We start from the raw sequence: 24880 nt of genomic DNA, 5'->3' as shown, positions 1-24880 counted from the left end.
CGACAATGGCCCAGAATATTTGTCAAGCGAGCTGATTAACTGGGCTGAAAAACATCAAATTACGATGCTCTACATTCAACCAGGTAAACCGACTCAGAATGCCTATGTTGAACGATTTAATCGAACAGTGCGGCATGAATGGCTCGATTTACACCTGTTTGAAAGTGTTGAACATGCACAAGAACTTGCCACTCAGTGGCTTTGGCTTTATAACAACGAAAGGCCTAATACAGCTATCGGAGGCATTCCGCCAAAACAATTAACGCAAGCGGTTCATTAATTCTACGAATAACTGCTGCTTAAAATGGGGGGATTACAGTAGCTACCTCTATTTCGCTCAAAAAATTCAGAGAGATATAACGATGGTTTCCTTAATAAGCCCTTATTAACCAAATAAAGCGTGATTAGAAGGCGCCCGATTCGCCCATTCCCATCTAAAAATGGATGAATCGTCTCGAACTGGTAATGGCTCAAGGCAATTCGAATCAGCTCAGGTACGTTCACATTCTCATTGTGCCAGAACATTTCGAGGTCGCTCATTAAGTCAACCACCTCACTCTGATGTGGTGGTATAAATGCTGCGTCGGTTAAACCGCTCCCGCCAATCCAGTTTTGACTTGTTCTAAACTCACCGGGTGATTTGTTCTCGCCTCGAACGCCCTGCATCAAAATGGCATGAGTATGCTTTAAAAGTCGGTTAGACAACGGCGTTTGCTCAAGCTCTGCTATCGCCTCATTAATGGCCTGAACATAATTACGTACCTCGCCCCAGTCATCCCTTTTCTCTGGCGATATCTGTTCAGCATCTAATACTGCCTCGTCAATTTGGGTCTGAGTTCCTTCAATACGTGATGAGTTATTAGCTTCCTTCGTAATATGCATCTGAATGAAAAGATCTACATCAGGCACTATGAGCGTAAAAGCATCAAGCTCTGCTAATGATCTCGATGCTCTTTCGAGCAGAGTGTTAATTACCGGATCTTCCCACGTCCATTCACGGTTTACTGTGACCGGTGAAAAGCTTTTATACTGATACTGTTGCTTTTTCTCACCGCTAGTGAATTCTTCGAATTTCATTGTTTGACTTCCTTTCGAGGGAATCTCGCTAATTAAGTTACTTTAACCCTTGAGTTTGCTCTTGACCAGAACAGCCTTGGACTACTAAAAACCCACCCAAACCAGCGGCTCAATCACATCAGCAACCTTCTGGTGCACCTGTCGCCGTTCTTCATAGTAATCGTAACAGTCATAAATACCTTCCACGCCTTTCAAACTATGGTTTATGGCCCGCTCACCAACAGCACCACTGAAGCCTAGTGCTGATACTTGGCTGCGAAAGGTACGGCGTAAGTCATGTACAGTAAAATGCTCTATGTCTCCCATCAAGTTAGGTCCGGGCCGTTTTCGGCCTTGTTCGATGCCAAACATTTTATTGATTGCACGATTAATGGTGTCTCCACCGATGAAAGGTCTATTCGAACCTCTTCGCGCTGGTAGAACATAATCTGAACCGAATGACCGCGCTTTTAGCATGTGAAACCATTCAACCGCTTGGCTTGGCAGTGGTATCACAATACCTTTACCTTTCTTCACCCGCTCATCCGGTATTTCCCATTCTGCTTTAACTAAATCCAGCTCACTCCATGGTGCTTCAGTCAGTTCAGTTTTACGGACGCCAAGCACCAGATATAAACTAACGGCAATGTAGTTATCCATACCGAAGCGGTCCATATGCTTCCGGAAAACCTTAGTTGCCTCTCTGATTTCTGCGAGAGAAAGCGCGCGATCTCGAGATTTCTCGATTCCCCCGGCATCATTGGTACCAAATGCTGATGCCGGGTTATTCAGGGTTAAATCAAGCTTCACCGCATGACGAAACAACTGCTTCATATATCAAAACGTCATTCACAATGCTTGGCCGTCCGCTCAACTTTACCCGTTCTAACACTTCTCGAACATCCCTAGCAGTAACCTGCTCAATTCGCATATCGCCGATTACCGGCTTCATCTCCTTTCGGTACAATCGAGCAGGAATGTTCGGATGTTTCAATCTTGGCTTAATATCATTGGCAAACCAGTCTTCGAACAAATGGTCCATAGTTTCAATGCCCGACCAAGCCTCCCTCTTCCTGGCTACCAAAGGGTCAAGTCCATTGAGTAACTCACGCTTTTTCAGTAACAGTTCACCGCGAGCATCGGCCAATCCCATAAATGGGTACTTACCTAGGGTCATTTCACGGCGCTTACCATGGACAGTGTAACGATACGACCAGTAAGAATGGCCCTTTTTGGGCACCACGAAATAAAGCCCAAGACCATCTGCGAATTTACCGTTTTACTTTGAACGATCCAGTGCTGCAATTTTTGTAGCAGTAAGCGCTGCCATGGTGTGTACCTCTTTTTAATCTATGGCTAGAAAGGTACTCACCATTCTGGTTTTTCACAACTGTTTCATACTCACCGCCGCACTCACCACAAAATTGCTACGTAACGGAAAAATCAGGAAGCTCCAGAAACAAAAAAGCCCTTTATCTAAAAGGGCTTTGGAAGCATCAGAAAAATATCAGACAGCGTAAAGAAAATTATTCAATATTCTGGATCTGCTCGCGCATTTGCTCAATCAGCACCTTGAGCTCGACGGCGGCGGCGGTGATGTCGGTGTTGATGGATTTGGAGCCGAGGGTATTGGCTTCGCGGTTGAACTCTTGCATCATGAAATCTAAGCGACGGCCGCATGCCCCGCCTTTGCGAAGAATTTTACGGGTTTCCACCACGTGGGCAGACAAACGGTCTAGTTCTTCGGCCACGTCGGTTTTTTGCGCCAGCAATACCATTTCAGTTTCCAGGCGCTGGGGGTCCAGCTCAATGCTGGCGTCTTCAAAGCGAGCCAAGAGCTTTTCACGCTGCCACTGCAACACTTCAGGCATGCGGCCACGAACAAAGGTCACTTGCTCCGCAATGCCATCCAGCCGCTCCTCAATCAGGCGCTCTAGCGCTTTGCCTTCGCTGGCTCGGTTCTCAATGAACTCGGCCAAGCATGCGTCAAAGGCAGCCATCACATCGGCTTGAATGGCATCCATATCGTCTTCTTGTTGCGCCACCACGCCTGGCCAACGTAATACATCAAGAGGGTTGATTTGGGCGCTGCTACTTTGGTTCGCTACCCAATTCGCGGAGGAGATCAAGCTGCGTGCCAGCTCTTCGTTTAAACATAATCCACCTTCGGTTTTCTGCTCAATTTGCAGGCGCAAGTTGCACTCAACTTTGCCGCGCTGTAACTGCTTGCGCAACCGCTCCCGCAACGGGTTCTCCAACGACCGAATTTGCTCGGGCAGCCGGAAATAAGTTTCTAAGAAACGCTGGTTCACCGACCGCATTTCCCAAGTTGCGGTGCCCCAGTCGGCTTTAAATTCGTGGCGTGCATAGCCGGTCATTGATTGAATCATGATTTATCCTCAAAATGTGAATGGCGATAGTTTACCACCTCTTCTAAAGCAACGGAATTTTGCTCGAAGTTCTGATATAATCCCGCCACTTTTTAGCATCACAGAATAGGAGCTTCCCATGCGTCCAAGCGGCCGTACGGCACAACAGACTCGCCCGGTAACCATTACTCGGCATTTTACCCGCCATGCCGAAGGCTCAGTGTTAATTGAGTTTGGTGACACCAAAGTGCTTTGCACCGCGAGTGTTGATCGCAGCGTGCCTCGTTTTTTAAAAGGCAAAGGGCAAGGCTGGGTGACTGCTGAATACGGGATGCTCCCACGCTCCACTCATTCACGAATGGACCGAGAAGCAGCACGTGGCAAACAAGGTGGACGGACCGTTGAAATCCAACGCTTAATTGGCCGTTCTTTGCGGGCGTGTGTGGATTTAGCCGCGTTAGGCGAAAACACCATCACCATCGACTGTGACGTGCTGCAAGCCGACGGTGGCACACGCACGGCAGCCATTACTGGGGCTTGTGTGGCGCTGGTGGATGCGCTGAATTGGATGCGTAAAGAGGGCTTGGTAAAAACCAATCCTTTGAAAGGATTAGTCGCAGCCATCTCAGTGGGCATGTACGAAGGGCATGCGGTGGTGGATTTAGACTACCCAGAAGATTCAAAAGCCGAAACCGACATGAACGTGGTGATGACTGAAGCAGGTCAATTCATTGAGGTGCAAGGGACCGCTGAAGGTGAACCTTTCTCTATGGAAGACATGAATGACATGCTCAAACTTGCAAAGCATGCCATTCGTGAATTAATGGACTTACAAAAGCAGGCGCTGGCCTAAGCCAAGCGCCATCGGAGAGCCGACGTTAAGCGTCGGCGCTCACACCATATTGCTCGCGATAACGAGTCACTTGCTCCACATAAGGGGCAAGCTCTTCAGAATCACTAATGTATTGAATCACATCGTTTAATTTCACAATGCTAATCACCGGCGCTTGATAGTCTCGCTCCACTTCTTGAATGGCGCTGAGCTCGCCTTGACCTTTTTCTTGTCGATCTAAAGCAATAAGCACCCCAGCCAATTCGGCACCATTAGCATGCACCAGTTCCATTGACTCGCGAATCGCGGTACCAGCGGTGATCACATCATCCACCAACATCACTTTGCCTTGCAACGGAGAGCCGACTAAGTTGCCGCCTTCCCCGTGGTCTTTCTTTTCCTTGCGGTTAAAGCAGTACGGCACGTTTTTCTGATACCCATCAAACAGTGCAATGGCGGCGGCAGTCGCAATTGGAATGCCTTTGTATGCCGGGCCAAACAAAACATCATAATTCACGCCGCTGTCTTCTAACGCCGCCGCATAAAAGCGCCCCAAGCGCGCTAAATCAGCGCCTTGGTTGAACAGCCCAGCGTTAAAGAAATACGGGCTGGTACGGCCTGATTTCAGGGTGAACTCACCAAACTTCAATACGCCACGTTCAATGGCAAACTCAATAAACTCTTTTTGGTATGCTTTCATCTTCTTTCCTAATTTACCAACGTTCTGGCTGCCACGACAGGCCAACACGTGCATGACTTACCTGACACTCACCGCCAGAGCGCTGCCGCTGCGTATTATCATCAGCAACCACCAATAAGCGAAACTCGTTTTCAATTAAGTTCACCGAGTCACGGCCTTGGCACAGCAACCGCATGGTGTCGACCATACCGCGGTCGTTCAAGAAGCGTGTTGTTGGGGCCTCGGCCACCACACCTTCGCCGGTGGCGAATTTAATATCGGTGACGCTGTCCGCGGTAAAGCGCCCACTGGCTCCGCCAACTAGATAGTGAAAAGTAGTCGCCACCGCTTTTTCGGTTTCTTGCGGTGCTTCTGCTAGGAACACGCCGCGCTCTCCCACTACTTTAAAGTCACCAGTTAACACGTTCACCGCCAGTGCGGTACGGCGGTCAACCCCCACGGCCAATGGTACTTTGTTCGCTGCGGCTACCCGCAACAGACGTCCGTGCCGACCTAAATCTGAAAAACGGCTGTCCAACGTCGCGAATGTGAATAACCCCACCCCACCTAACGGATGATACGCTGCACTATTTACGTTCATTGAACGCGGGCAGGTATGGTCGCGGTCACAGTTTGCCGCAGGGGCTTCTCCGGCAATTGCGCCAGCGCGCAATGCTTCTTCACTCAAGCCGCCGGCAACCATGGCTTTGGCGGTTAAAGCGTTCATTGCATCGCCCGTAGCTGCCACCACCAGTCGATTCGCACGCATTTTCAGCGCAATGCTGGTCATCAAGTCGGTCGGTTGGCTCATCGGGTCTAAAAACGCCTTCCGCACTAAATTCTGGTTATTGCCGACAATCAGCACGGCATCGGCCCAATCCACTATTTTAGGCCCTGCGAGAGGCGCCTTGCAGAACTCAACTTGATGTTCGTGCAATGCTGGGAATACCGCCGCGCGACGCCAGGTATGTAACTCTTGTACACGCAATTCTTCTAAATCATCACATTGCTTGGTGCGTTGTGCTCGATTTACCGCTGCATCAATAGGTAACCAGCGCACCTCGGCGCCCAGCTTTTCTAACGCATTTAAATACGGTTCAACTGTCGTGAACGGGTCTCGCGCACCGGCAGCGGTAATCGCAATCCGTGGTGCGCGTTGGTCCGCTCCTCGAACTTTATCCGCTTCGGCCAACATCGCACGCAAGATGTCTTCTTTCGCGCGTACCTTCAACATGCGAATTTGCGCCAAGTTCGGCTTACCGGCTGGAGCTGGCAATTCCAAATGGTCAAGAATCATGTGCCATTCACGTTCAGACAAGCTGTTATATAAGTGATTGGTCACCCGCCGCGTGAATTCTTCATGGAAGGTATGTTCCGTCACCACGTCAATGTTCAGGCGTTCATAAAGAATCGCAATGGCATCCTTCACATCATCACGAATTTGATGGCGATGTATGGGCCAATTTTCATCATCCAGCAAAGCTTTTACCGGGTCACCGACTAGGTTGATATAGCGCTCGGTGCGCATGGTTTCAGGGTCAAGCCAATCCGTATCAAAGCACTCCGTCCACGCTAAGCTAGAACACAGTTGCAGCTCATCACCAATTAAGAAAAGTTGATAATTGGGGCCTGCTGGTCGCTCAACAGACTGCGCTGTGGCGTGCATTGGCCCAACTAAACCAATGAAAGCACCCACCATAAGCAGTGCATTGCGAATTGAAGATTTCATAAAGGACTCCTAAAATTGAGGCGCTCAACCTAACGGCATTTGCCGCAAACGTCAACGATTGATGCATTGCATCATCGTTTGACCTGTTATACTGCAAAAGGTTTGAGCTTATTCTAGATTGTAAAAAGGAATGCGTGATTTGTCTTGGCTTATTCGTTTCATCAGCGTGATCACTCTGTTAGTTTCTGCGTACACCGCTGCGGCTGAGCAGGAAAACGTTCTCACGTTTCGCACATTAGACCCAAGCCCTGTGGCGGACTCCGTCGCCCAAATTCTCGAAGAAGCCTACGCTGAGTTAGGCGTCACGCTCCGTTATGTCGACATGCCACGCAACCGCAGTTTGACCGAATCCAATGCGGGCCGCATTGCTGGGGAGATGGGGCGGGTGCCATCACTGGACGAATATTATCCCAACTTAATCCAAGTACCTTTCCCTCTGTTTGCCTCAGAACTGGTGTTAGTAGGCGACCGTCGCGAGTGTGGGCTATGCACCTTGCAAGACGTGAATAACCTAGCGTACGTGGGGGGCGTGCAACCCACTCTGCAACTGCTGAAGCAACATCAGTTTACTCGCCCAACCGTGCAAGCTGTTGATGTTCAGCAACTCAATTTATTGTTTATCAATCAGCGCGTTCAGGCGGTCATTTTGAATGATTTTGAAGCCCAAGAACTCGGTTATCAAAACAATCCACACTTGGTATTCACCCCGCTGCTTTCGTTTATTGGTTACCACTACCTGCATGAGCAATACGCCGACTTAGTGCCACGGTTGAACGCCGTATTAGAAAAAATGCATGATAACGGTCGGATTAGCGAAATATTCCAACAACGTCAGGTGGTGTTTGAACAACGCCACCAATTTACAACACTGCCCCAATTTGGGGTATTGTCCGCGTCATCAAAATTAATTGAAGGGCGCGCTGAAATGAATAGCAAGGGTAGCTATTGGGAAATCCTCAAGGCGGTGTTTCAACCCGTTTCAGAAAAGCTGATTTTAAACACCAATAGCTACCAGCGTTCGGTGGTGGGCTTTACAGAACAGCGTTTTGACATTCTGATTGGTGTGTCCCCCACCCAGGAGATTCCCGATAGTATCCGTTCAGGCACGCATATCGATTACGATTTCCCGCTACAACTTTATGCCAATACCTACGACGACCTGGAGGAAAGCCTAGCGGGCACCTTAACCCGCCCGATCTGCCATGTGTCCGGGTATAATTACCATCGGCTCCTGCCCGAAGGCTTAACCTATTATCAGGCCAACACCGTGCTCGACTGCTTTGCCATGCTGGATATGAACCGAGTAGGGGCAGTGATCAGTTACGAAGGCACCGCACCGGATTGGTCCGACGGCGATTATTACATCCATGAGTTACGTGAAGCCCAGCCCTTGCAGTTGGTATTTCACAACACCCCAAAAGGCCGCATGCTCCGTGATTGGTTCGACAAACGCCTGCCGGAGCTCGTTCAAAGCGGTGAAATCACCAAAATTATTCCCTCCAGCGGAGAGTCCCAACACTGATGTTTCAGATAGCCTTATTTCAACCGGTGATGGCTGCCAACACCGGAAATATTATCCGTCTTTGTGCCAACAATGGTTGTACTTTGCACCTGATCAAACCGCTGGGGTTTGACTTAGAAGAGAAGAAGCTCCGCCGGGCGGGGTTGGATTACCATGATCTCAGCCGGGTCGAACTCCATGAAGACTTTGCCGCATTTAAGCAAGCCATGGGCGACCGCGCCATTTACGCCATTACGACCAAAGGCACTCATAACTACACCGAGGTGGCTTACCAAGCGGGGGATGTGCTCTTATTTGGCTCTGAAACCAGTGGATTATCACCTGAAGTGATGGCTCAACTCGCCCCCGAGATGCGCCTCCGCATTCCCATGATGCCAAACAATCGCTCGCTGAATTTATCGAATGCGGTGGCATTGGTAAGTTATGAGGCCTGGCGCCAATGTGACTTTAGTCACGGCAGTTAATCGGCTGCCCCGCTCTGAAACCAAGCTAAAATCTGGTCCAGCGCGGGTTGGCGATAACGGTCTGTTTCCATTAGCAGCTCATGTTTCGCATGGTCAATGTGCACCAGCTGACTGCTGGCATTCGCATGCTGGGTAAAAAAGCGCTGCTGCATCTGGTTATCCACAATGGTATCGCCACCGGCCTGTAGAATCAGTAAGGGCACCTTAAGTTCATGGGCCTGCTGCTGCACCTTGTGAATGGCACGAAAGGCTTCAGCCACCCAGCGATAGGTCGGGCCACCCACCTTCAATTGTGGTTGCGCCTCATAGAGTTCGCGAAACACCTGATAGCGTGCGGCACTATGAGTTAATTCATTGCTGGCGAAAGGAAGCTTTTGATAATTGCCTGCGCCTTTCACATACCAAGGCCGCTGTGGTCGACACCAGCGGTTCACCACGGCCACCGCTTGCACCAATGGTTGAGCAACCCACCGCTGAATAGTCCCTAATTGAATCCCAAACATGGGGGCGCTGAACGCCGCACGGGTAATTTGGTGAGGGTAGTGCAGCAAGTAGAGGGTCGCAATGGTCGCCCCCATAGAATGCGCCAACAAATACTTTGGGAGGTCCGCGTACTGCACATTGAGTTGCTGCATCATCGCGGCGAAATCGGCCACGTAATCATGAAAGTTATCCACATACCCTTGATGAGGATTAGGGGTTAGTCGCTCGGATAAGCCTTGGCCGCGATGGTCAATAATGGCCACCGCATAACCTGCTTGCGCTAAATCCCACAAGGTTTCTTGATACTTGGCACCACTTTCAATGCGACCGGGGCTAATCACCACCAGCGCTTTAGGGTGAACAGGGCGGTATAAGTACCAAGCCAAGGTCACGCCATCAGGACGGGTAAGCTGTTGTACTTTCACATGTTGCTGCCAAAACGGCTGGATATGGTGCGTATAAAACTGCAACCATTGCGGATCATCATCCCTGTGTTTCGTCTGCTTCATGCTCACTCGTTACTGCATTCGTGTCGTCGTTCGTCACTTCATTCAGCGGAAGTCGAATGGATATTTCTAAGCCCCCTTCAGGGTGATTGCGTGCACTCACCGAGCCACCTAGGACATTTGCGGCACGCACACTAAGCGCCATTCCTAAGCCGACGCCAGACTTGTGGTGACGCGATGGATCACCACGGAAGAACGGCTCAAATAATTGTTCCAATTGTTGCTCTGGCACGCCATCACCATGGTCACGTACCACAATGATAAAGGTTTCCGTATTTTCGCGAACACAATCGAGCTCCACCAAGCCTGAGGTGTATTGCAGCGCATTACGCACCAAGTTTTCAATCACTAATCGCAGCAACTCATCATCGGTTAGGGTCACCGGCCAATCTGCGTCCAGCACCAATAAGCGCTCGCCATAATGGTTATCCACATAGGCCAAGTCGGCCACCAGGGTGCTTGCCAGTTGATGGGTATCAACCGGTTGCGGCGTCAGTTTCACCAGCCCATTTTCCAGCCGCGATAACGACAAAATGCGTTCTATGATGGTGCTCAACCGTTCCACATCTCGGCTCAATTGCTGAAAGTGCGGGTTGGTCACTTCGTTTTGATCGTCCAAACTCAACATCAGTGCCACCTGCATGCGCGCCAAGGGCGAGCGAAGCTCGTGCGACACGTCACTCAATAAGCGGCGCTGGGCATCGCGGGAAACTTTGAGATCATGAGCGGTATTTTCTAAGGCACGCGCCAGCTCACCGAGTTCGTCGGTACGTTTCGGTAAGCGTTTCAGGTATAATTGATCGGCCCCCGCGGCAATTTCACGAGTCGCCTGGGTCAAGCGCTTGAGTGGCACCACCAGCCAAAAACCAAGCAAAATCGCAATCAGCAACGAACCGAATAACAGCACTAAGGTGCGCGCATGCTCTGCTTCTTCTGCCTGTTGCAGAAAACTTTCTCGCTCTTCGGCAGTCAGCGGTCTGATCAATAAAATACGTTGATTGCCAAGTTTAAAGGGTCCCACCAACATGCCATTAGGCAAGCGTAGTTTTTCTGGTTGCTCGGCATCAAGTTGTTGCATCAGCTCATGGCGATGGCTGTTGGCTAAATTCGGCTCCAGTTGCAGCCGATTCGGGCCTTCTTCTGGGGTAACGGCCGCCGCAACACGATAATCGCCCGCTAACAGGCGGCCGGGAGTCAGGGATGAAAAGGTACTTTGATCGGTCAGTAGTGGCGATAAAATGTCGCGCACTTCGGGCGATAATGGCCGCGGCGTTTCTGGCTGTGCGGACCAAATCGCCAACAGGAAACCACTGGCTGCCACAGCAAATAACAACGCCCAAAAGAGCAGCAGCAACCGTAATGTTAACGAGTGGTACCAACGCATCGGCATCACCGCTTTACGCTAATTGCAGCAAGCGATAACCTCGACCGCGGACAGTCTGAATCCGTTCTGGATTATGCGTGATTTTCTTCCGTATATTACTGATATGAACGTCTAAACTGCGATCAAACGGGGCTAACTGCCGGCCTAACGCAGCCACAGAAAGTTGGTCTTTACTTACCACTTGGCCTTGCCCTTGCACCAAGGTGCGCAGAATATCGAATTCCGTTGGGGTAAGCTCCAGCACGTGTTCGTCACAGCGTACTTCATTTTGCATGGGGTCAACATAGAACCCAGCATAATGAATGGGATCTGGAATCACCGCAGTGTTAGGCGTACGACGCAATAATGCTTTCACTCGCGCAACCAATTCGCGGGGATTAAACGGTTTCGGTAAGTAATCGTCTGCACCCAGTTCCAGCCCTTGCACGCGGTCATCATCATCACCACGAGCGGTGAGCATTAATACCGGCGTATTGCGCATTTGTTGACGCAACCGTTGCAACAACTGGAACCCGTCGATGCCGGGAAGCATCACATCCAACAAAATTAAATCGTATGACCCACTTAAGGCCCGATGCAAACCTGTTTCACCATCGGCTGCCAAGGTCAGTTGATAGCCTTCTTTGGTGAGTATTTGCTCTAACATGCTGCTCAATTCAGCATCGTCATCTACAAGTAATAACTTTGTCATGGTGATCCGATCCTTCCTGCGTCTGTATCTGATGATACAACGATTAATAGATGAGTCTTAATTATGTAAAGTAGGACTCAACCTTGATACTCCATTTACCTAACTTTTACGCCACCAGCTATTTCATCTCATTTAATTTGCGGGTCACCGTATTTCTGCCCCAGCCTAATAACGCTGCGGTTTTTTGCTTGTGTCCATTGGTGTGGGCCAGCGCAACTTCCAGTGCAATCCGTTCAATGGTTGGCACCAGTTCCGCGAGAATTTCCGTATCTCCTGCCGCGCAGCGCTGCTGCAGTTCGTGTCTTAACAGTGTAATCCATTGCGCAGAATTGTCATCTTTTTCGTGCCCTGTTTCAGCCAGTAGATCAGGGGGTAAATCCCCACTATCAACGAGTTGCGTGGGTGCCATGACCGTTAACCAGCGACAGGTATTTTCTAATTGCCGCACGTTGCCAGGCCAAGGTGCCTGTTGCAACACTTGCAGCGCTGCTTTGGTTAGTTTCTTGGCGCGCCCGCCGAGTTCATTGGCGGCATCTTGTAGAAAATGCTGAGCCAATTGAGGAATATCCTCACGCCGTTCGGCAAGGCTTGGTAACCGCAACCGAATCACATTCAAGCGATGAAATAAATCTTCGCGAAACTCCCCAGCCCGCACTCGTTCTTCAAGATCTTGGTGGGTCGCAGCAATAATCCTCACATCCACTTGCACCGGTTGATAGCTTCCCACCGGATAAAACTGACCTTCTGCTAACACGCGTAGCAACCGTGTTTGCACGGCCAATGGCATATCGCCAATTTCATCCAAGAACAAGGTCCCCCCATGGGCTTGTTCAAAGCGCCCTTGGCGTTTTTGCGTCGCCCCCGTAAACGCGCCTTTCTCGTGACCAAATAATTCGGATTCAATCAAGTCAGCGGGAATAGCAGCCATATTGAGCGCAATAAAGGGGCGCGCTGCCCGCGGGCTGTGTTGGTGCAACGCATGGGCCACCAGCTCTTTACCAGTACCGGACGCCCCGGTAATCAGTACCGTTACGTTGGATTGCGATAGCCGCCCAATGGCCCGAAAAACATCTTGCATGGCCGGCGCTTGGCCAATAATTTCTTTTGTTAACGCAGGGGGCGGCGGGGCTGCTTCGGTGTCACGGTTCGGCTCTCGAATCAAAGCACGCTTTACGGTCGCTACCACTTCATCTAAATCAAAGGGTTTGGCTAGATACTCAAAGGCCCCGCCTTGAAAGGCTTGCACCGCAGAGGCTAAATCAGAATGAGCGGTCATCACCACCACCGCCACTTGGGGATAGTCTTGCTGCAAGCGGCGTAACACCGCCAAGCCATCATCACCGGGCATGCGAATATCGGTTAACAGTACTTTCGGCCGTCGCGCCGCCAGGGCTGCGTACAGCGCTGTCGCATCTGCGAAGCTTGCTGTGGTGACTCCAACCCGCGCAAATGCTCGTTCCAGTACCCAGCGAATTGAACTGTCGTCGTCTAAAATCCAAACCTCGCTCACAGCGTGTTTCCTTTTAATTTATCCGGTTCGGGCCCGTCAACGCGGGTTTCAATATAAGGTAAGTACACACGAAACTCGGTGAGGCCGGGTTCCGACTCCACCTCTATTTTACCCCCATGCTGGTGCACGATGTTCTGTGCGATTGAAAGCCCCAGTCCGGTTCCTTTCGCACGCCCACTCACCATGGGATAAAACAGGGTATCGCGAATCTCATCGGCAATGCCGGGGCCATTATCTTGCACCACAATCACCGCACATTGGCGATATCGTTTGCCATACAAGGTTTGCTGGTGAGCCACACGCGTTTTCAACGTTACAGTAGGGTTGTCAGTCTGGCTTTCACGCAGCGCATCACAGGCATTCACCACCAGGTTTAACAACACTTGTTCCAGCGGTCCGGCAGCGGTGGTTAACGAGGGCAAGCTGGGGTCGTAGTCTTTTACCCACTGCAGTGGCTGCTGATTGCCTAGGCTCACCACTTGCACTACATGCTCCAGCAGTTCGTGAATGTTGGCGGGGGCTTGCTGCTGAATTTGGTTGGAACCCAACATACGGTCCACCAGCGCGCTGAGCCGATCGGCCTGGCGAATAATTAAATCGGTGTATTCACGAAGCTCCGCATCTGGTAGTTCACTGGCTAAGAGCTGGGCAGCGCCCCGCAGGCCCCCCAGAGGATTTTTGATTTCATGGGCCAGCCCACGCACCATGCTTTGAGCGGCATGCAATTGATGTTGCTGGCTGGTTTCTTGATGGATACGGGCGAGTTGATCGGTCTGGCGTAGTTCTAGCAACATGCTTGGCTGTTCACCGTCACCAGCCAAAGGCTGAGCGGTATATTCAACGGTAATGCGGCGCCCATCATGCAAGACCATGGTGACATCACGATCAGAAATGGTTTGCTGATCACGAATAGCTTGCTGGAGCGCGAAAGAATCAAGACTGGAAAAGTGAAATAAATCGAGAAAAGGCTGTCCGTAAAAACGTCTTAAACTACCGTCTAATAGGGCTTCTGCGGCAGTATTCAGGTAGCCAATGGTAAGCTGGTCATCAAGCAGAATGATGGCCGTTAAGAGCTGGTTAAGGTCGGGTTGCACCTTTTTGGTGCAACCCGTGGAGGGAACCTTAGAATTAGTCGGGACGACCATTCTTAACGGAACCTGTTTCTGTTTCTTGCGCTAATAATTCAGCCTGTTGTTGAGCCTGCTTATCAGCCTCAGAAACAACCTCATTGCTTGTCGATACTTGGGGCGCTTGTGACGCTCCCATATCATCTTCGAATAAAGCGATACTGAGCAAAAATGTCAGTAATACGGCAACCAGCACCAAGGGTCTCATTGCTTCTTTCTAACCTCACTGAAATAAGTTGATTAAACACTGTAGTACAAATCAAACTCAATCGGATGTGTGGTCATTTTCAGCTGCATTACTTCGGCATGACGCAGCTTAATATATGCATCAATCATATCATCCGTAAAAACACCGCCCGCTTTCAAAAACTCGCGGTCGTTATCCAACGCTTCTAGCGCCATTTCTAGCGAGTGGCAGACCGTTGGAATTTCCTTCGCCTCTTCCGGTGGCAAGTCGTACAGATCCTTATCCATAGCATCACCTGGGTGGATCTTGTTCTTGATTCCATCAAGGCCAGCCATCAGCAACGCCGCAAAACATAAATACGGGTTTGCTGCTGGATCTGGGAAACGCACTTCAATGCGGCGCGCTCGGGTACTTGCAACCACTGGAATCCGAATGGATGCCGAACGATTACGAGCCGAATAGGCCAGTATGACTGGGGCTTCAAAGCCTGGGACAAGCCGCTTGTACGAGTTCGTCGCTGGATTACAGAAGGCATTCAGGGCGCGTGCGTGCTTAATGATGCCGCCAATGTAATACAACGCAGTTTCGCTCAAGCCACCATACTGATCGCCCGCGAACAAGTTTTGCCCATCTTTACTGATGGACATGTGTACGTGCATGCCAGAACCATTATCACCCACCAAAGGTTTCGGCATAAAGGTTGCGGTCATGCCATATGAATGTGCAACGTTGTGCACCACATACTTGTATATTTGAATTTCGTCTGCTTTTTTCACCAAGGTGTTAAAACGGGTAGCCACTTCGTTCTGGCCGGCCGTTCCCACTTCATGGTGATGCGCTTCAACCACCAAGCCCATATCTTCCATCACGGTACTCATAGTGCCACGGATATCGTGGGCTGAGTCCACTGGAGGGACTGGCGAATAACCCCCTTTCACTGCAGGGCGGTGGGCTAAGTTACCCCCTTCGTAAACTTTGCCTGAGTTCCATTTTGCTTCGTCCGCTTCAATTTTATAAAAGCTACCGCTCATATCGGTGTGGAAGCGAACGTCATTGAACAAGAAAAATTCTGGTTCAGGGCCGAACAAGGCGGTATCACCAATTCCGGTACTTTGTAGATATTGTTCAGCACGACGCGCTATTGAGCGCGGGTCACGATCGTAACCTTGCATTGTATCTGGCTCGAGAATGTCACACACAATATTCAGCGTGACTTCATCCGTAAAGGGGTCGAGCACCATGGAGTTGCAGTCTGGCATCAGCACCATGTCAGATTCGTTGATTCCTTTCCAACCATTCATGGAGGAACCATCAAACATTTTGCCTGCTTCAAAGAACTCTTCGTCGATTTGGGACACTGGAATGGTCAGGTGGTGTTCCTTGCCTTTAGTGTCAGTAAAGCGTAAATCGACAAATTTCACATCGTGTTCTTCAATGTGGGCCATAACGTCTTGTGGTGTCTTCATTGGATTCTCCGGTCGAGATAAGGAATGAATGTCTTCTATCCATACCAAGCAAAAATAATGCCAGTTTTAATTTTTGCTTTTATTTCATTAGGTTAATCAAATTCCATAAAATCCGGACCTGACTACACCACGAGCATGCACCATTATAGTGCATTTTATTGCACCTGTAAAGTGCGTCTCAGTTGTGCCGCATAAAGTTGCGGAATCACAATCAAGGTGAGTAAGGTCGACACCGCCAAGCCGAACACTAAACTAATGGCTAAGCCATTAAAGATAGGATCATCCAAAATAAAGAAAGCTCCTAACATCGCCGCAAGTGCCGTAAGAATGATTGGTTTTGTCCGTACTGTTGCTGCTTCAATCACCGCTTCTTCCAATGGTTCGCCTGCATCCACTGCCGCTTGAATAAAATCCACCAACAAAATCGAGTTCCGCACAATAATACCGGCCAGTGCAATCATGCCAATCATGGACGTGGCCGTGAACTGTGCATTGAGCAAAGCATGCCCCGGCAAAATACCAATCAGCGTTAAGGGAATCGGCGCCATAATGACCAAGGGTGTCCGATAGCTCCCAAAGTGCGCGACCACCAACAGATAAATTAAAAATAGCCCCACCGCATAAGCAATTCCCATATCGCGGAATGTTTCGTAAGTGATTTGCCACTCGCCATCCCATTTGATCGCGGCTTGATCCCATAAATTCGGCTGTGCGATATAACTTTGCGGAAGCTCAAGCTGGCCCGCAACACCAAACAAACCATACAGTGGGCTGTCATTCTGTCCCGCCATATCACCCGTGACGTAAATCACAGGGCGCAAATCCTTATGATAAATGGGCTGCGCGACAGGGCGGGTTTGACGCTCTAACAGCTCTGCAATTGGAATGGCTGCCCCCGTGGTGTCACTGGTGACGGTTAAGCTTTGCAATTGGGATAGTTGCCCCTGCCAGCTAGGAGGCAATCTGACAATCACCGGGGTCGGGTGTAACTGCCCCGGCTCCGCAATATGTGTGATGGCAACGCCTGCCAGTGCCGTTTCTACCACCTGCGCCACTTGCGCCGCACTCACCCCTAACTGTGCCGCTCGTTCCCGTTGAATTGCCCAAACCTCTTCCACCGCATCACTGACTAAGGTGGTGTCTTGATCCACAATGCCATCCACCTCGCCAAACTGGGCGAGGACCGTGCGTGCTGCTTGTTCACGCATGGCAACCGTTGGCCCATAGACTTCTGCAACAATCGGGGCTAACACCGGCGGTCCAGGTGGAACCTCCACCACTTTTAAGGTGGCGCCAGCTGCCTCCGCAATGGGTTGCAGCAAAGGACGAATTGCACGCGCAATCTCATGACTGCTGCGGGAACGCTCGCGCGCATGCGCCAGGGTCACTTGAATATCTCCTAAATGAGAGGCTTCACGCAAATAGTACTGCCGCACCAACCCATTAAAGCCAATAGGTGAAGCGGTCCCCGCATATATTTGGGTGCCGATCACTTCCTCGACACTATCCAAAGCAATCGCCAACTGCATGAGGGTGGCATTGGTTTGCTCAAGGGGGGTCCCTTCGGGCATATCGACCACCAACTTGAGTTCACTTTTGTTATCAAAGGGCAGCATTTTCAAGATCACCGCTTGCCAGCCAACCAACAGCATTGCTATCGCAATCAGCGCAATCAATCCTGCGCCCATGCCATAACGACGTCGGCGCGACTGCAGCAATGGTGTCATCAGCCGTTGATACCAACCTCGCAGGCGCTGATCACGGGAGTGCGATTGCTCCGTCCCACCCACCCGCAGCCAACGCTGTGCCAACCAAGGTGTCACGGTCAACGCAATCAATAGCGACAACAACATGCCCATCGATGCGTTAATGGGGATGGGGCTCATATAAGGCCCCATCAGCCCGCTCACAAATGCCATGGGCAGCAATGCAGCAATCACCGTGAAGGTAGCCAATATGGTGGGTCCTCCCACTTCATCCACAGCACGCGGAATGATGGTTTTTAAGGACTCCCCTGCGGCCAGATGACGGTGAATGTTTTCCACCACCACAATGGCATCATCGACCAAAATCCCAATGGAAAAAATCAGCGCAAACAGAGAAACACGGTTGAGGGTAAAGCCCCACATCAGTGAAGCAAATAAGGTCATGGCCAGCGTCAGCACCACTGCCACGCCGACCACTGCTGCTTCACGCCGTCCCAGCGTAAACAGCACTAACACCATGACTGAGCCGGTGGCGAAAATAAGTTTTTGGATTAACGTTGACGCTTTTTCATCCGCACTTTGCCCATAATTACGGGTGACCGTGATCTCAACATCATCTGGTAACCACTGCTGTTGGATGGTGTTTAACCGCTCCAATACAGCGGCCGCCACTGTCACCGCGTTTTCCCCGGGTTTTTTAGTAATGGTCAGCGTTAATGCAGGCTCAGCATCGGCGCCGGCCTTTCTCTGCCAAACGTAGCGAGAGGCAACCGGAGTACCTTCCTGAATTGTGGCCACTTGTTCTAAGCGCACGGGTTTTCCTGCATGGGTGGTTAAAACAAGCTGTCGCAGTTGGGCAACGCTGTCAATGAACCCGCCCACCTGAACGTTAATTTGCTGCCCTTGCGCTAAACGATAACCGGCATGAGCACTATAGTTGTGCTGCCGCAGCGCTTGTGCTACCTGAGTTAAGTCCAACCCCACTCGGCTCAACGTCGCGGTGTCTAAAATCACCGTCACCTGATCAAGCTCAGCCCCCAATATCTCCACCTGTCGTACCCCGGGGACGTTTTGCAAAGGTGCAATGAGGGTATCGGCCACATCGTTAAGGTGGTGTTCATTTGCAGTCACGGTGAGTGCCAGAATCGGCACGTCATCGATGCCTCGAGCATTCACGATGGGTTGGGTAAACTGCGGGTGCTGTGCCTGCCAGCTGCTGACGGTATCAAACAATTCAGCCAAAGCATCGTGGCGGGGCACGCCCACGTCAAATTGCACCGTCACCAACGCATGGCCGGGGTTCGATACGGAGTAAACATGTTTAATGCCCTGCATTTTAGCGAGGTGTTGTTCCAGTGGCGTGGTCAGTTGATCTGCAACCTGGGTGACTGATGCGCCGGGGTAACGAACGGCCACGTCAACCATCGTAACATCAATTTGGGGCTCTTCTTCACGGGGCGTGATCAGCGCGGCAATGAGCCCGAGCAGTAATCCAACCAATGCTAATAAAGGCGTTAATCGGGAACGCTCGCCCCACGCCGCCATGCGACCTGCAATACCGAAGCGGTTAGTGTTCATATTCAATCACCTCACCCGCTTGCAACCCACTAATGATTTCCACCCAATCGCCTTCCTGCGTACCGAGGCGCACCGCACGCCAGCCGTGATCCTTAATTTTCACCAGCTGTAGTTCACCACGCTGCTGCACCGCTTGCCGCGGGATCTGAATGCCTGAATGGGCCGCCACTTGCACCCGCACGGGCACCCACTGACCAGGGATCAAGTCACTTCCTGCCGCCACGTCTAAGCGCAAGCGAAGAGTGCCCGAAGCACTATCAATGGTTGGGAATAAGGTCACCCGTGCCAGCTCAGCATCATGCACCCAAGCCTGCTGATGCGCTTTGACAAAAGCGCCATAGCTGCTGGGTATATCCACATGAACTCGCAAGTGATGGGGCGAAAAACCAGACATTAAGGGCGTGCCCGGTTGTACCAACTCCCCCGGCTCAACCCAGCGCGCACTGACAATACCAGAATAGGGGGCTTTCACGACCGTATAACTGAGCTGTTCTTGACGACTAGCCAGCGCCGCTTGCGCTCCTTGCAATTGCGCTTGGGCATGATCGAAGCGAGTTTTCGCCCGATCCAAATCAGCGGTGGAGGCTAAGCCCTGCTCCGTCAACCGACTGATACGCGCTAGTTCTTGGGCTTCCAAGTCAAAGGTTACCTGCCATGCAGCCACCTCCGCCTGCGCTTGTGAAACAGCATGATCATGTTCCAACGCAGTAATGGTCACAATTGGGCTGCCTGCCGCGACTTCTTCTCCAACATCCACCAGAACTTGATTGACGCGCCCAGCAACTTGCGCCGAAACGGTTGCTTGTTGAGCAGCCTCAACCAGCCCTTGTAATTGAATAAACTCTTTGATTTCGGTGATTTGAATGGAATGGCTTGCAGCCTGAGCAGCCGCACCAAACGAAGGGAGCATAACGCTAATCAGTAGCGTTATACGAGCGGCGATAAGCCGATAAGAACCAAGCATGATGGCACCTCACTGATACGGGCCGGTAACAGCAACCAGCCCGGTGAAAATTTAGATATTTCGCACTTTGCTAAATTATAGATCACTTATCAGTGGGATGCATCTTTATTTCGCAATCAACTAAAGTACTTCAAACACGCCTGAGTAGCTGCCTCGGCGAACGGTGGCTGGTGCCTTGCCTTGGTCGTCTTGGTAGCTGATTTCCATGAAGTATTGACCGCTTTCAGGCCAAGTGATTTCAAACTCACCGTTGTTATCACTGTGGACGATGATTTCGCCTTGCTGATCACGGTAGCGCATACCATCTTTAATAACGGTTACCTCAGCGCCCACCGCAGGTTCGCCATTGTACGTTAACTTGAACTGGGCACTTTCTTCAGCATAAAGGTCATTTGGGTGAACCATTGGAGTTAATTCAAAACCACGATTCGTCGGTGCTAAGACTGTGTCGGTAGGAGCACCGTTGGTCACGTAGGTTTCCACACGACGAGACACTTCAGATACAACTAAGTCTTTCGCTTGCTTAGGCACCATGCGCTCGAAATCACCTGGCTTTGGCGTCACGCCACGGCCTGGCCACATTTTGCGGTCACCGTTCTCATCCACCCAACGCGCTTGCAACGCAGTGCTTGCTAAGGCAATTTTGTATGTGCCTTGCTGGGTCAGTTGTAAATCAAAAACGGAGCGTAAGCGTCCGGTGTGCGTATTTTCTAACGCCATCTCAGAACCATCGGGTGCGTACGCAGTAATGCCATCTAAGCGAAATGCAACGTGGTCACGCGCAAAGATCTCGTTGGATACCACTGCGTCGAAAGTCACCCACGCATTTTCTTTAGAAAGCACGGTAGCGTCTGGCTTAATCCACGCACGGTGTGCGTCAGCAGCCGTGGCAAAGGTTAACGCAACGAGTGCAGCAACGGTCGTTAATTTTTTCATCAGTGAAATCCTTCTGTTTATTGAATTGTCAGGCGAATGGTACCCAGCTCGTACTGGCCACTCACTTCAGCAACCAGCGGTAACTGCAAGGGCAATGTCAACGGCAGCTGCAAATGCTCTCGGCCACCTACTTCTCGCGCCGCTTCAACATTAAGACTGTATTGCCCCGCAGGAAGCTGCTTTAATTGTTCAACTAACTGCGGGAATGGAACATCATGGGTGCCCGGACGACGTGTTGCACCGGTTACCCCATCAATTGGGAGTGTTGCCATACGGCCACTACGACGCCACCATTGGCGCATATCTTTCAGCCACTTTTCGCCTTCTTTATTGGCCAACTTTAAGTCGTACCATACGGCTAAATCCAACACTCGCTGGTGACGCTCATCCGCTAACCAAATCGCGATATAAGGGCGATGGTATTCAGCCACATTCAATTCAGGAATGGTGAGCTCCAACTGTGCGCGCGGCTGCGCATCTTGTGCATGGGCTGGCACCAACAACACCAACCAAGGAATGATAATCCCTGCTAACACCAACGGCCATGTACTCTTACGGCCTTTCGCATAACGCTTTAATAAGATAAGTCCTGTCACGGTAAACACCACCATCATCACAGCCAATAAATCCAGCATCAATACCCAGAAAAAACCGGTATTGCGGCCCTTATGTAAATCGTTGAAATAGGCAATCCAACCTCGATCGAGATCTTCTAAATAGAACTCACCGGTTTCTAAATCAATGCGAAACCAACGGTCGCCGCCAGCACGCGGCATTCCTACATAAGCCTCAAAATTATCCCATTGTGCTAGCTGGGCACGCGCGAGGGATTGCTCAAACTCTTGCGTATACCAAGCCGTGAATGCCGCTGGTAGAGGCCCTTCCGCCATGGTTTGCTCGCTGAGCAATTGCTGCTGACGGTGCTGCAGCTCCTCTAGCACAGAATCAGGGAGTTGCGCTTCAATCACCTGTTTAACGGGTTGTGCTTCAACCAAGTTCGCATGGTTCAACGTGATCCCTGTTATCGCAAATAATAATGTCGCAGTTAAACAAATTGCAGAACTAATCCAGTGCCATGCTTTGATGTCACGCCAGCCACTTTTCCGACGTGATTGCACCCTCGTCCGAGTCATAAATTACATCCAAATAAACCATTTGAGAATAATTATCATTTAGGTATTTACATGATAAATGATACCCATTATCATTTGCAACAACTTATTCAACGTCTCGCTAAAACCAGAAGTATTAAGGAGAATCAATGAACGCTCGCCTTTCAAAAATCACACTGGCACTGCTCGCTGCTCCATGGGTAGCTGCTCACGCACAACCAGTTGAAGAGCCCGATATGGATGTCACCAAGCGCATTGAGCGTATTGTTGTTACTGCAGCGGGTTACGAGACTAAAGTAATCGACGCCCCTGCGAGCGTCACCGTCGTTACCCGTGACGACTTAGCCATGAAACCCTATTCAGGCTTAGCAGAAGCGTTACGTGATATTGAAGGGGTTGACGTTGGCGCAGGCCAAGACAAAAACGGCAACCTCTCCATTACCATGCGTGGCCTGCCAGCCGAGTATACGTTGGTGTTGATTGACGGTCGACGTCAAAATGATACCGGTGATATCGGCCCAAATAACTTCGGCAACAGCCAATATATGTATATGCCACCCTTGGCTGCTATCGAACGAATTGAAGTCGTCCGCGGCCCCATGTCGACCTTATACGGCACTGACGCCATTGGTGGGGTGGTTAACATCATCACTCGCCGTGCCTTAGACCGTTGGATGGGCGACGTTTCAGTTGCAGGGACGGTGCAAGAAGATAACCAGTACGGTAACGACCAGAAAGTTGATTTTTATGTCACCGGTCCAATCACCGAAAACCTCTCGGTCGCGTTACGCGGCAGTGGCTATTTCCGTGAGCCAAGCGAGCCAGGCTATGTCACCGAATTACCATTACCAGATGGCAGCACGTGGAAAGATTCCGGCAGCTTCGGTGACCGTAAAATTGTTGGCGGTAAATCGTGGAACTATGGCGCAACCTTAGATTACAGCTGGAACGATAAGCAGCGCTTTTCATTAAGCTACGACCTTGCCAAGCAACGTTATGACAACACGAAAAGCCAAGTGGGAACCCTCGATTCACCAGATAACATGTGGCGTGCCGGCGGCGGTGGCTTAGTTGAGCCTCGGGTTGGTTACTCTGCCTACCAACGCGTACAACGGGAACAATTGGTGCTGTCGCACGTCGGTAACTTTGACTTGGGTACCTGGCGCAACAGCATTACCCATAGCGTGAGTGAAAACTTAGGACGTTCATTGCCATTGTCACTGAATGAACGTATTGCATTCCAAGCACTCTGGGATCAAGCCGTTTTAGATCAAGGTAAGAGTAAGCCGGAATTAACCGACGCCATTCGCGCAGAAATTGAAGCGAACTTTTTACCTCGTCCAAATCGTCCGTTGGAACTCACCAACTGGATTTATGACACCTCCTTTGAAATGAACTTTGCCCGCAGCAAAGTTGTATTGGGCGGTCAATATTTTGACGTTTCGATGGAAGATGGTGTGTTCGGTTTCTATGGCGAAGATTACCTAGAAGGAACCACGCAAGATCACCGTCAAGTTGCAGTGTTTGCTGAAACCAGCTACGACGCAACCGATGATTTAACCGTCACCGCTGGTGCTCGTTATGACCACCACAACATTTTCGGTGGCCAATGGAGTCCGCGGGTCTACCTGAACTACACCATCTCACCTGATTGGACCGTGAAAGGGGGCGTGAGCACCGGTTATAAAGCACCGAAGCCAAACGATTTATTCCCTGGGATTACCGGTTTCGGTCGTCAAGGTGTGATTCCGATGGTAGGTACGCCAGATCTGCAACCAGAAACCAGTATTAACTATGAAGCTGCGGTGTATTACGACAACGCAACCAATTTCACCGCTAACCTCACCGTGTTCTACAACGAATTTGATGACAAAATCATCAACCAAGATACAGCGCCGAACTGTGAGATCGCAAACCCAGGTCAGCCTTGTGTAGATATCGGTGAAGGTTGGTTGGATTTAGGCTATGACTATTTCAGCCAGTTAGCGAACGTCGACAAAGCAGTCACCCAAGGGGTTGAGGTCTACTCTGCGTACGATATCAATGATGCGTGGACGGTCACAGCAAACTACACCTTTACTGACAGTGAAGTGCGCAGTGGTGCCGACAAAGGCTTGCCTTTGGTGAACACCCCACGCCACATGGCGAACGCGTCACTCACCTACTTGGTCACGGATCGTTTAAGCTTAGACTTACGTGCTGAAATTCGTGGCGAACGCTTCCGTGGTACCGCGAACGTGATGGGTCCAGAAGGTCCAGAAACTGTGTCTGAGTATTACAAGTCGTATGAGTTAATGCACTTGGGTGCGACCTACCGTGTCAATGACGCTTGGACGCTCCGTGCTCGGATCAACAACTTGCTAGATACTGACTTATCAAGCCGTAGCTGCTTGCTGGCGGAGAACGAAGTCGAGTACTTATGTTCACCGGACTACAACACGGCTGAACGCGCTCGTAGCTTCTGGTTCTCCGCTAACTATAGCTTCTAATTTATCTAATAAATTAGCCTTCCAAAGCCGCTCTTTTCGAGCGGCTTTTTTTGTTGTGTAAACAAAGATAGTCTGCCAAAATAGAAGCTG

The 24880-nt window shown here is 50.6% G+C and carries 22 protein-coding genes; 5 read left to right on the top strand and 17 right to left on the bottom strand.

Annotated features, from left to right (window positions below; translation table 11 throughout):
• A partial coding sequence (locus BLP64_RS07925; RefSeq protein WP_143001081.1) for an integrase core domain-containing protein occupies positions 1 to 280 on the top strand: 280 nt, incomplete at its 5' end.
• A 2-nt stretch (positions 281 to 282) separates the two neighbouring features.
• Here BLP64_RS07925 and BLP64_RS07920 read toward each other — a convergent pair.
• The 4 genes from BLP64_RS07920 to BLP64_RS07910 form a co-directional block, all read right to left on the bottom strand.
• Positions 283 to 1077, bottom strand: coding sequence for a Fic family protein (locus BLP64_RS07920; protein ID WP_092593444.1), 795 nt, complete (start codon positions 1075 to 1077; stop codon positions 283 to 285).
• 84 nt (positions 1078 to 1161) lie between these two features.
• Complete coding sequence (locus BLP64_RS11020) at positions 1162 to 1890, bottom strand: tyrosine-type recombinase/integrase (RefSeq protein WP_407681265.1); 729 nt, start codon at positions 1888 to 1890, stop codon at positions 1162 to 1164.
• The gene (locus BLP64_RS11015) at positions 1856 to 2296 is read right to left on the bottom strand and encodes an integrase arm-type DNA-binding domain-containing protein (RefSeq protein WP_407681267.1); all 441 of its coding nucleotides are present in this window, start codon (positions 2294 to 2296) and stop codon (positions 1856 to 1858) included. The genes BLP64_RS11020 and BLP64_RS11015 overlap by 35 nt, the downstream gene beginning before the upstream one ends.
• A gap of 286 nt (positions 2297 to 2582) precedes the next feature.
• Positions 2583 to 3446: a YicC/YloC family endoribonuclease gene (locus BLP64_RS07910; RefSeq protein WP_092593442.1), complete on the bottom strand. Its 864-nt coding sequence runs from the start codon at positions 3444 to 3446 to the stop codon at positions 2583 to 2585.
• Between the two features lie 118 nt (positions 3447 to 3564).
• On the opposite strand from BLP64_RS07910, the gene rph reads away from it, so the two are divergent.
• A complete protein-coding gene (gene rph, locus BLP64_RS07905) occupies positions 3565 to 4278 on the top strand; it encodes a ribonuclease PH (RefSeq protein WP_092593440.1) in 714 nt (237 codons plus the stop codon).
• 25 nt (positions 4279 to 4303) lie between these two features.
• Here the strand turns inward: rph and pyrE are convergent, their stop codons facing one another.
• Complete coding sequence (gene pyrE / locus BLP64_RS07900) at positions 4304 to 4957, bottom strand: orotate phosphoribosyltransferase (RefSeq protein WP_092593438.1); 654 nt, start codon at positions 4955 to 4957, stop codon at positions 4304 to 4306.
• Between the two features lie 13 nt (positions 4958 to 4970).
• Positions 4971 to 6665 (bottom strand): type 1 glutamine amidotransferase family protein, encoded by a 1695-nt coding sequence (locus BLP64_RS07895; RefSeq protein ID WP_092593436.1) that lies wholly within the window; start codon positions 6663 to 6665, stop codon positions 4971 to 4973.
• A gap of 139 nt (positions 6666 to 6804) precedes the next feature.
• Between BLP64_RS07895 and BLP64_RS07890 the strand changes: the two genes are divergently transcribed.
• A complete protein-coding gene (locus BLP64_RS07890) occupies positions 6805 to 8187 on the top strand; it encodes a type 2 periplasmic-binding domain-containing protein (protein ID WP_176754949.1) in 1383 nt (460 codons plus the stop codon).
• Entirely contained in the window at positions 8187 to 8651 is a 465-nt protein-coding gene (locus BLP64_RS07885; protein WP_092593432.1) for a tRNA (cytidine(34)-2'-O)-methyltransferase, read from the top strand. Before BLP64_RS07890 ends, BLP64_RS07885 begins: the two co-directional genes overlap by 1 nt.
• Here the strand turns inward: BLP64_RS07885 and BLP64_RS07880 are convergent.
• The 11 genes from BLP64_RS07880 to BLP64_RS07830 all read right to left on the bottom strand — a co-directional run bounded on the left by BLP64_RS07880 (position 8648) and on the right by BLP64_RS07830 (position 22322).
• A complete protein-coding gene (locus tag BLP64_RS07880) occupies positions 8648 to 9643 on the bottom strand; it encodes an alpha/beta fold hydrolase (protein WP_092593430.1) in 996 nt (331 codons plus the stop codon). The genes BLP64_RS07885 and BLP64_RS07880 overlap by 4 nt on opposite strands.
• On the bottom strand, positions 9618 to 11024 hold the full coding sequence (locus tag BLP64_RS07875) for a sensor histidine kinase (protein ID WP_233340132.1): 1407 nt from the start codon (positions 11022 to 11024) through the stop codon (positions 9618 to 9620). Before BLP64_RS07875 ends, BLP64_RS07880 begins: the two co-directional genes overlap by 26 nt.
• 13 nt (positions 11025 to 11037) lie before the next feature.
• The gene (locus BLP64_RS07870; protein ID WP_092593426.1) at positions 11038 to 11715 is read right to left on the bottom strand and encodes a response regulator transcription factor; all 678 of its coding nucleotides are present in this window, start codon (positions 11713 to 11715) and stop codon (positions 11038 to 11040) included.
• A gap of 118 nt (positions 11716 to 11833) precedes the next feature.
• Positions 11834 to 13225, bottom strand: a complete 1392-nt coding sequence (gene ntrC / locus BLP64_RS07865; protein ID WP_092593424.1) for a nitrogen regulation protein NR(I) — start codon at positions 13223 to 13225, stop codon at positions 11834 to 11836.
• Positions 13222 to 14319, bottom strand: a complete 1098-nt coding sequence (gene glnL, locus BLP64_RS07860) for a nitrogen regulation protein NR(II) (RefSeq protein WP_233340131.1) — start codon at positions 14317 to 14319, stop codon at positions 13222 to 13224. The genes ntrC and glnL overlap by 4 nt, the downstream gene beginning before the upstream one ends.
• Positions 14320 to 14353: 34 nt before the next feature.
• Positions 14354 to 14560: a hypothetical protein gene (locus tag BLP64_RS07855; protein ID WP_143001080.1), complete on the bottom strand. Its 207-nt coding sequence runs from the start codon at positions 14558 to 14560 to the stop codon at positions 14354 to 14356.
• Between the two features lie 32 nt (positions 14561 to 14592).
• The gene (gene glnA / locus BLP64_RS07850; RefSeq protein WP_092593418.1) at positions 14593 to 16005 is read right to left on the bottom strand and encodes a glutamate--ammonia ligase; all 1413 of its coding nucleotides are present in this window, start codon (positions 16003 to 16005) and stop codon (positions 14593 to 14595) included.
• A gap of 155 nt (positions 16006 to 16160) precedes the next feature.
• A complete protein-coding gene (locus BLP64_RS07845) occupies positions 16161 to 19289 on the bottom strand; it encodes an efflux RND transporter permease subunit (protein ID WP_092593416.1) in 3129 nt (1042 codons plus the stop codon).
• A complete protein-coding gene (locus BLP64_RS07840; protein WP_092593414.1) occupies positions 19279 to 20253 on the bottom strand; it encodes an efflux RND transporter periplasmic adaptor subunit in 975 nt (324 codons plus the stop codon). The genes BLP64_RS07845 and BLP64_RS07840 overlap by 11 nt, the downstream gene beginning before the upstream one ends.
• A gap of 120 nt (positions 20254 to 20373) precedes the next feature.
• Positions 20374 to 21189, bottom strand: coding sequence for a DUF4198 domain-containing protein (locus BLP64_RS07835; protein WP_092593412.1), 816 nt, complete (start codon positions 21187 to 21189; stop codon positions 20374 to 20376).
• Positions 21190 to 21206: 17 nt separating this feature from the next.
• The gene (locus BLP64_RS07830) at positions 21207 to 22322 is read right to left on the bottom strand and encodes a PepSY-associated TM helix domain-containing protein (RefSeq protein ID WP_092593410.1); all 1116 of its coding nucleotides are present in this window, start codon (positions 22320 to 22322) and stop codon (positions 21207 to 21209) included.
• A gap of 128 nt (positions 22323 to 22450) precedes the next feature.
• Here BLP64_RS07830 and BLP64_RS07825 point away from each other — a divergent pair, with 128 nt between their 5' ends.
• Positions 22451 to 24790: a TonB-dependent receptor domain-containing protein gene (locus tag BLP64_RS07825; protein ID WP_092593408.1), complete on the top strand. Its 2340-nt coding sequence runs from the start codon at positions 22451 to 22453 to the stop codon at positions 24788 to 24790.
• Positions 24791 to 24880: the final 90 nt, after the last annotated feature.

The organism is Pseudidiomarina indica (genome assembly GCF_900104245.1).
Classification (GTDB): domain Bacteria; phylum Pseudomonadota; class Gammaproteobacteria; order Enterobacterales; family Alteromonadaceae; genus Pseudidiomarina; species Pseudidiomarina indica.
Note: the sequence above shows the minus strand (reverse complement) of the source record. Positions and strands in the feature narration are given on the sequence as shown.

Coding starts and splice junctions, on each gene's coding strand:
- BLP64_RS07920 (WP_092593444.1), bottom strand. CDS start 1,077: ATGAAATTCGAAGAATTCACTAGCGGTGAGAAAAAGCAACAGTATCAG.
- BLP64_RS11020 (WP_407681265.1), bottom strand. CDS start 1,890: ATGAAGCAGTTGTTTCGTCATGCGGTGAAGCTTGATTTAACCCTGAAT.
- BLP64_RS07910 (WP_092593442.1), bottom strand. CDS start 3,446: ATGATTCAATCAATGACCGGCTATGCACGCCACGAATTTAAAGCCGAC.
- rph (WP_092593440.1), top strand. CDS start 3,565: ATGCGTCCAAGCGGCCGTACGGCACAACAGACTCGCCCGGTAACCATT.
- pyrE (WP_092593438.1), bottom strand. CDS start 4,957: ATGAAAGCATACCAAAAAGAGTTTATTGAGTTTGCCATTGAACGTGGC.
- BLP64_RS07895 (WP_092593436.1), bottom strand. CDS start 6,665: ATGAAATCTTCAATTCGCAATGCACTGCTTATGGTGGGTGCTTTCATT.
- BLP64_RS07885 (WP_092593432.1), top strand. CDS start 8,187: ATGTTTCAGATAGCCTTATTTCAACCGGTGATGGCTGCCAACACCGGA.
- BLP64_RS07880 (WP_092593430.1), bottom strand. CDS start 9,643: ATGAAGCAGACGAAACACAGGGATGATGATCCGCAATGGTTGCAGTTT.
- BLP64_RS07875 (WP_233340132.1), bottom strand. CDS start 11,024: ATGCGTTGGTACCACTCGTTAACATTACGGTTGCTGCTGCTCTTTTGG.
- BLP64_RS07870 (WP_092593426.1), bottom strand. CDS start 11,715: ATGACAAAGTTATTACTTGTAGATGACGATGCTGAATTGAGCAGCATG.
- BLP64_RS07855 (WP_143001080.1), bottom strand. CDS start 14,560: ATGAGACCCTTGGTGCTGGTTGCCGTATTACTGACATTTTTGCTCAGT.
- glnA (WP_092593418.1), bottom strand. CDS start 16,005: ATGAAGACACCACAAGACGTTATGGCCCACATTGAAGAACACGATGTG.
- BLP64_RS07845 (WP_092593416.1), bottom strand. CDS start 19,289: ATGAACACTAACCGCTTCGGTATTGCAGGTCGCATGGCGGCGTGGGGC.
- BLP64_RS07840 (WP_092593414.1), bottom strand. CDS start 20,253: ATGCTTGGTTCTTATCGGCTTATCGCCGCTCGTATAACGCTACTGATT.
- BLP64_RS07835 (WP_092593412.1), bottom strand. CDS start 21,189: ATGAAAAAATTAACGACCGTTGCTGCACTCGTTGCGTTAACCTTTGCC.
- BLP64_RS07830 (WP_092593410.1), bottom strand. CDS start 22,322: ATGACTCGGACGAGGGTGCAATCACGTCGGAAAAGTGGCTGGCGTGAC.
- BLP64_RS07825 (WP_092593408.1), top strand. CDS start 22,451: ATGAACGCTCGCCTTTCAAAAATCACACTGGCACTGCTCGCTGCTCCA.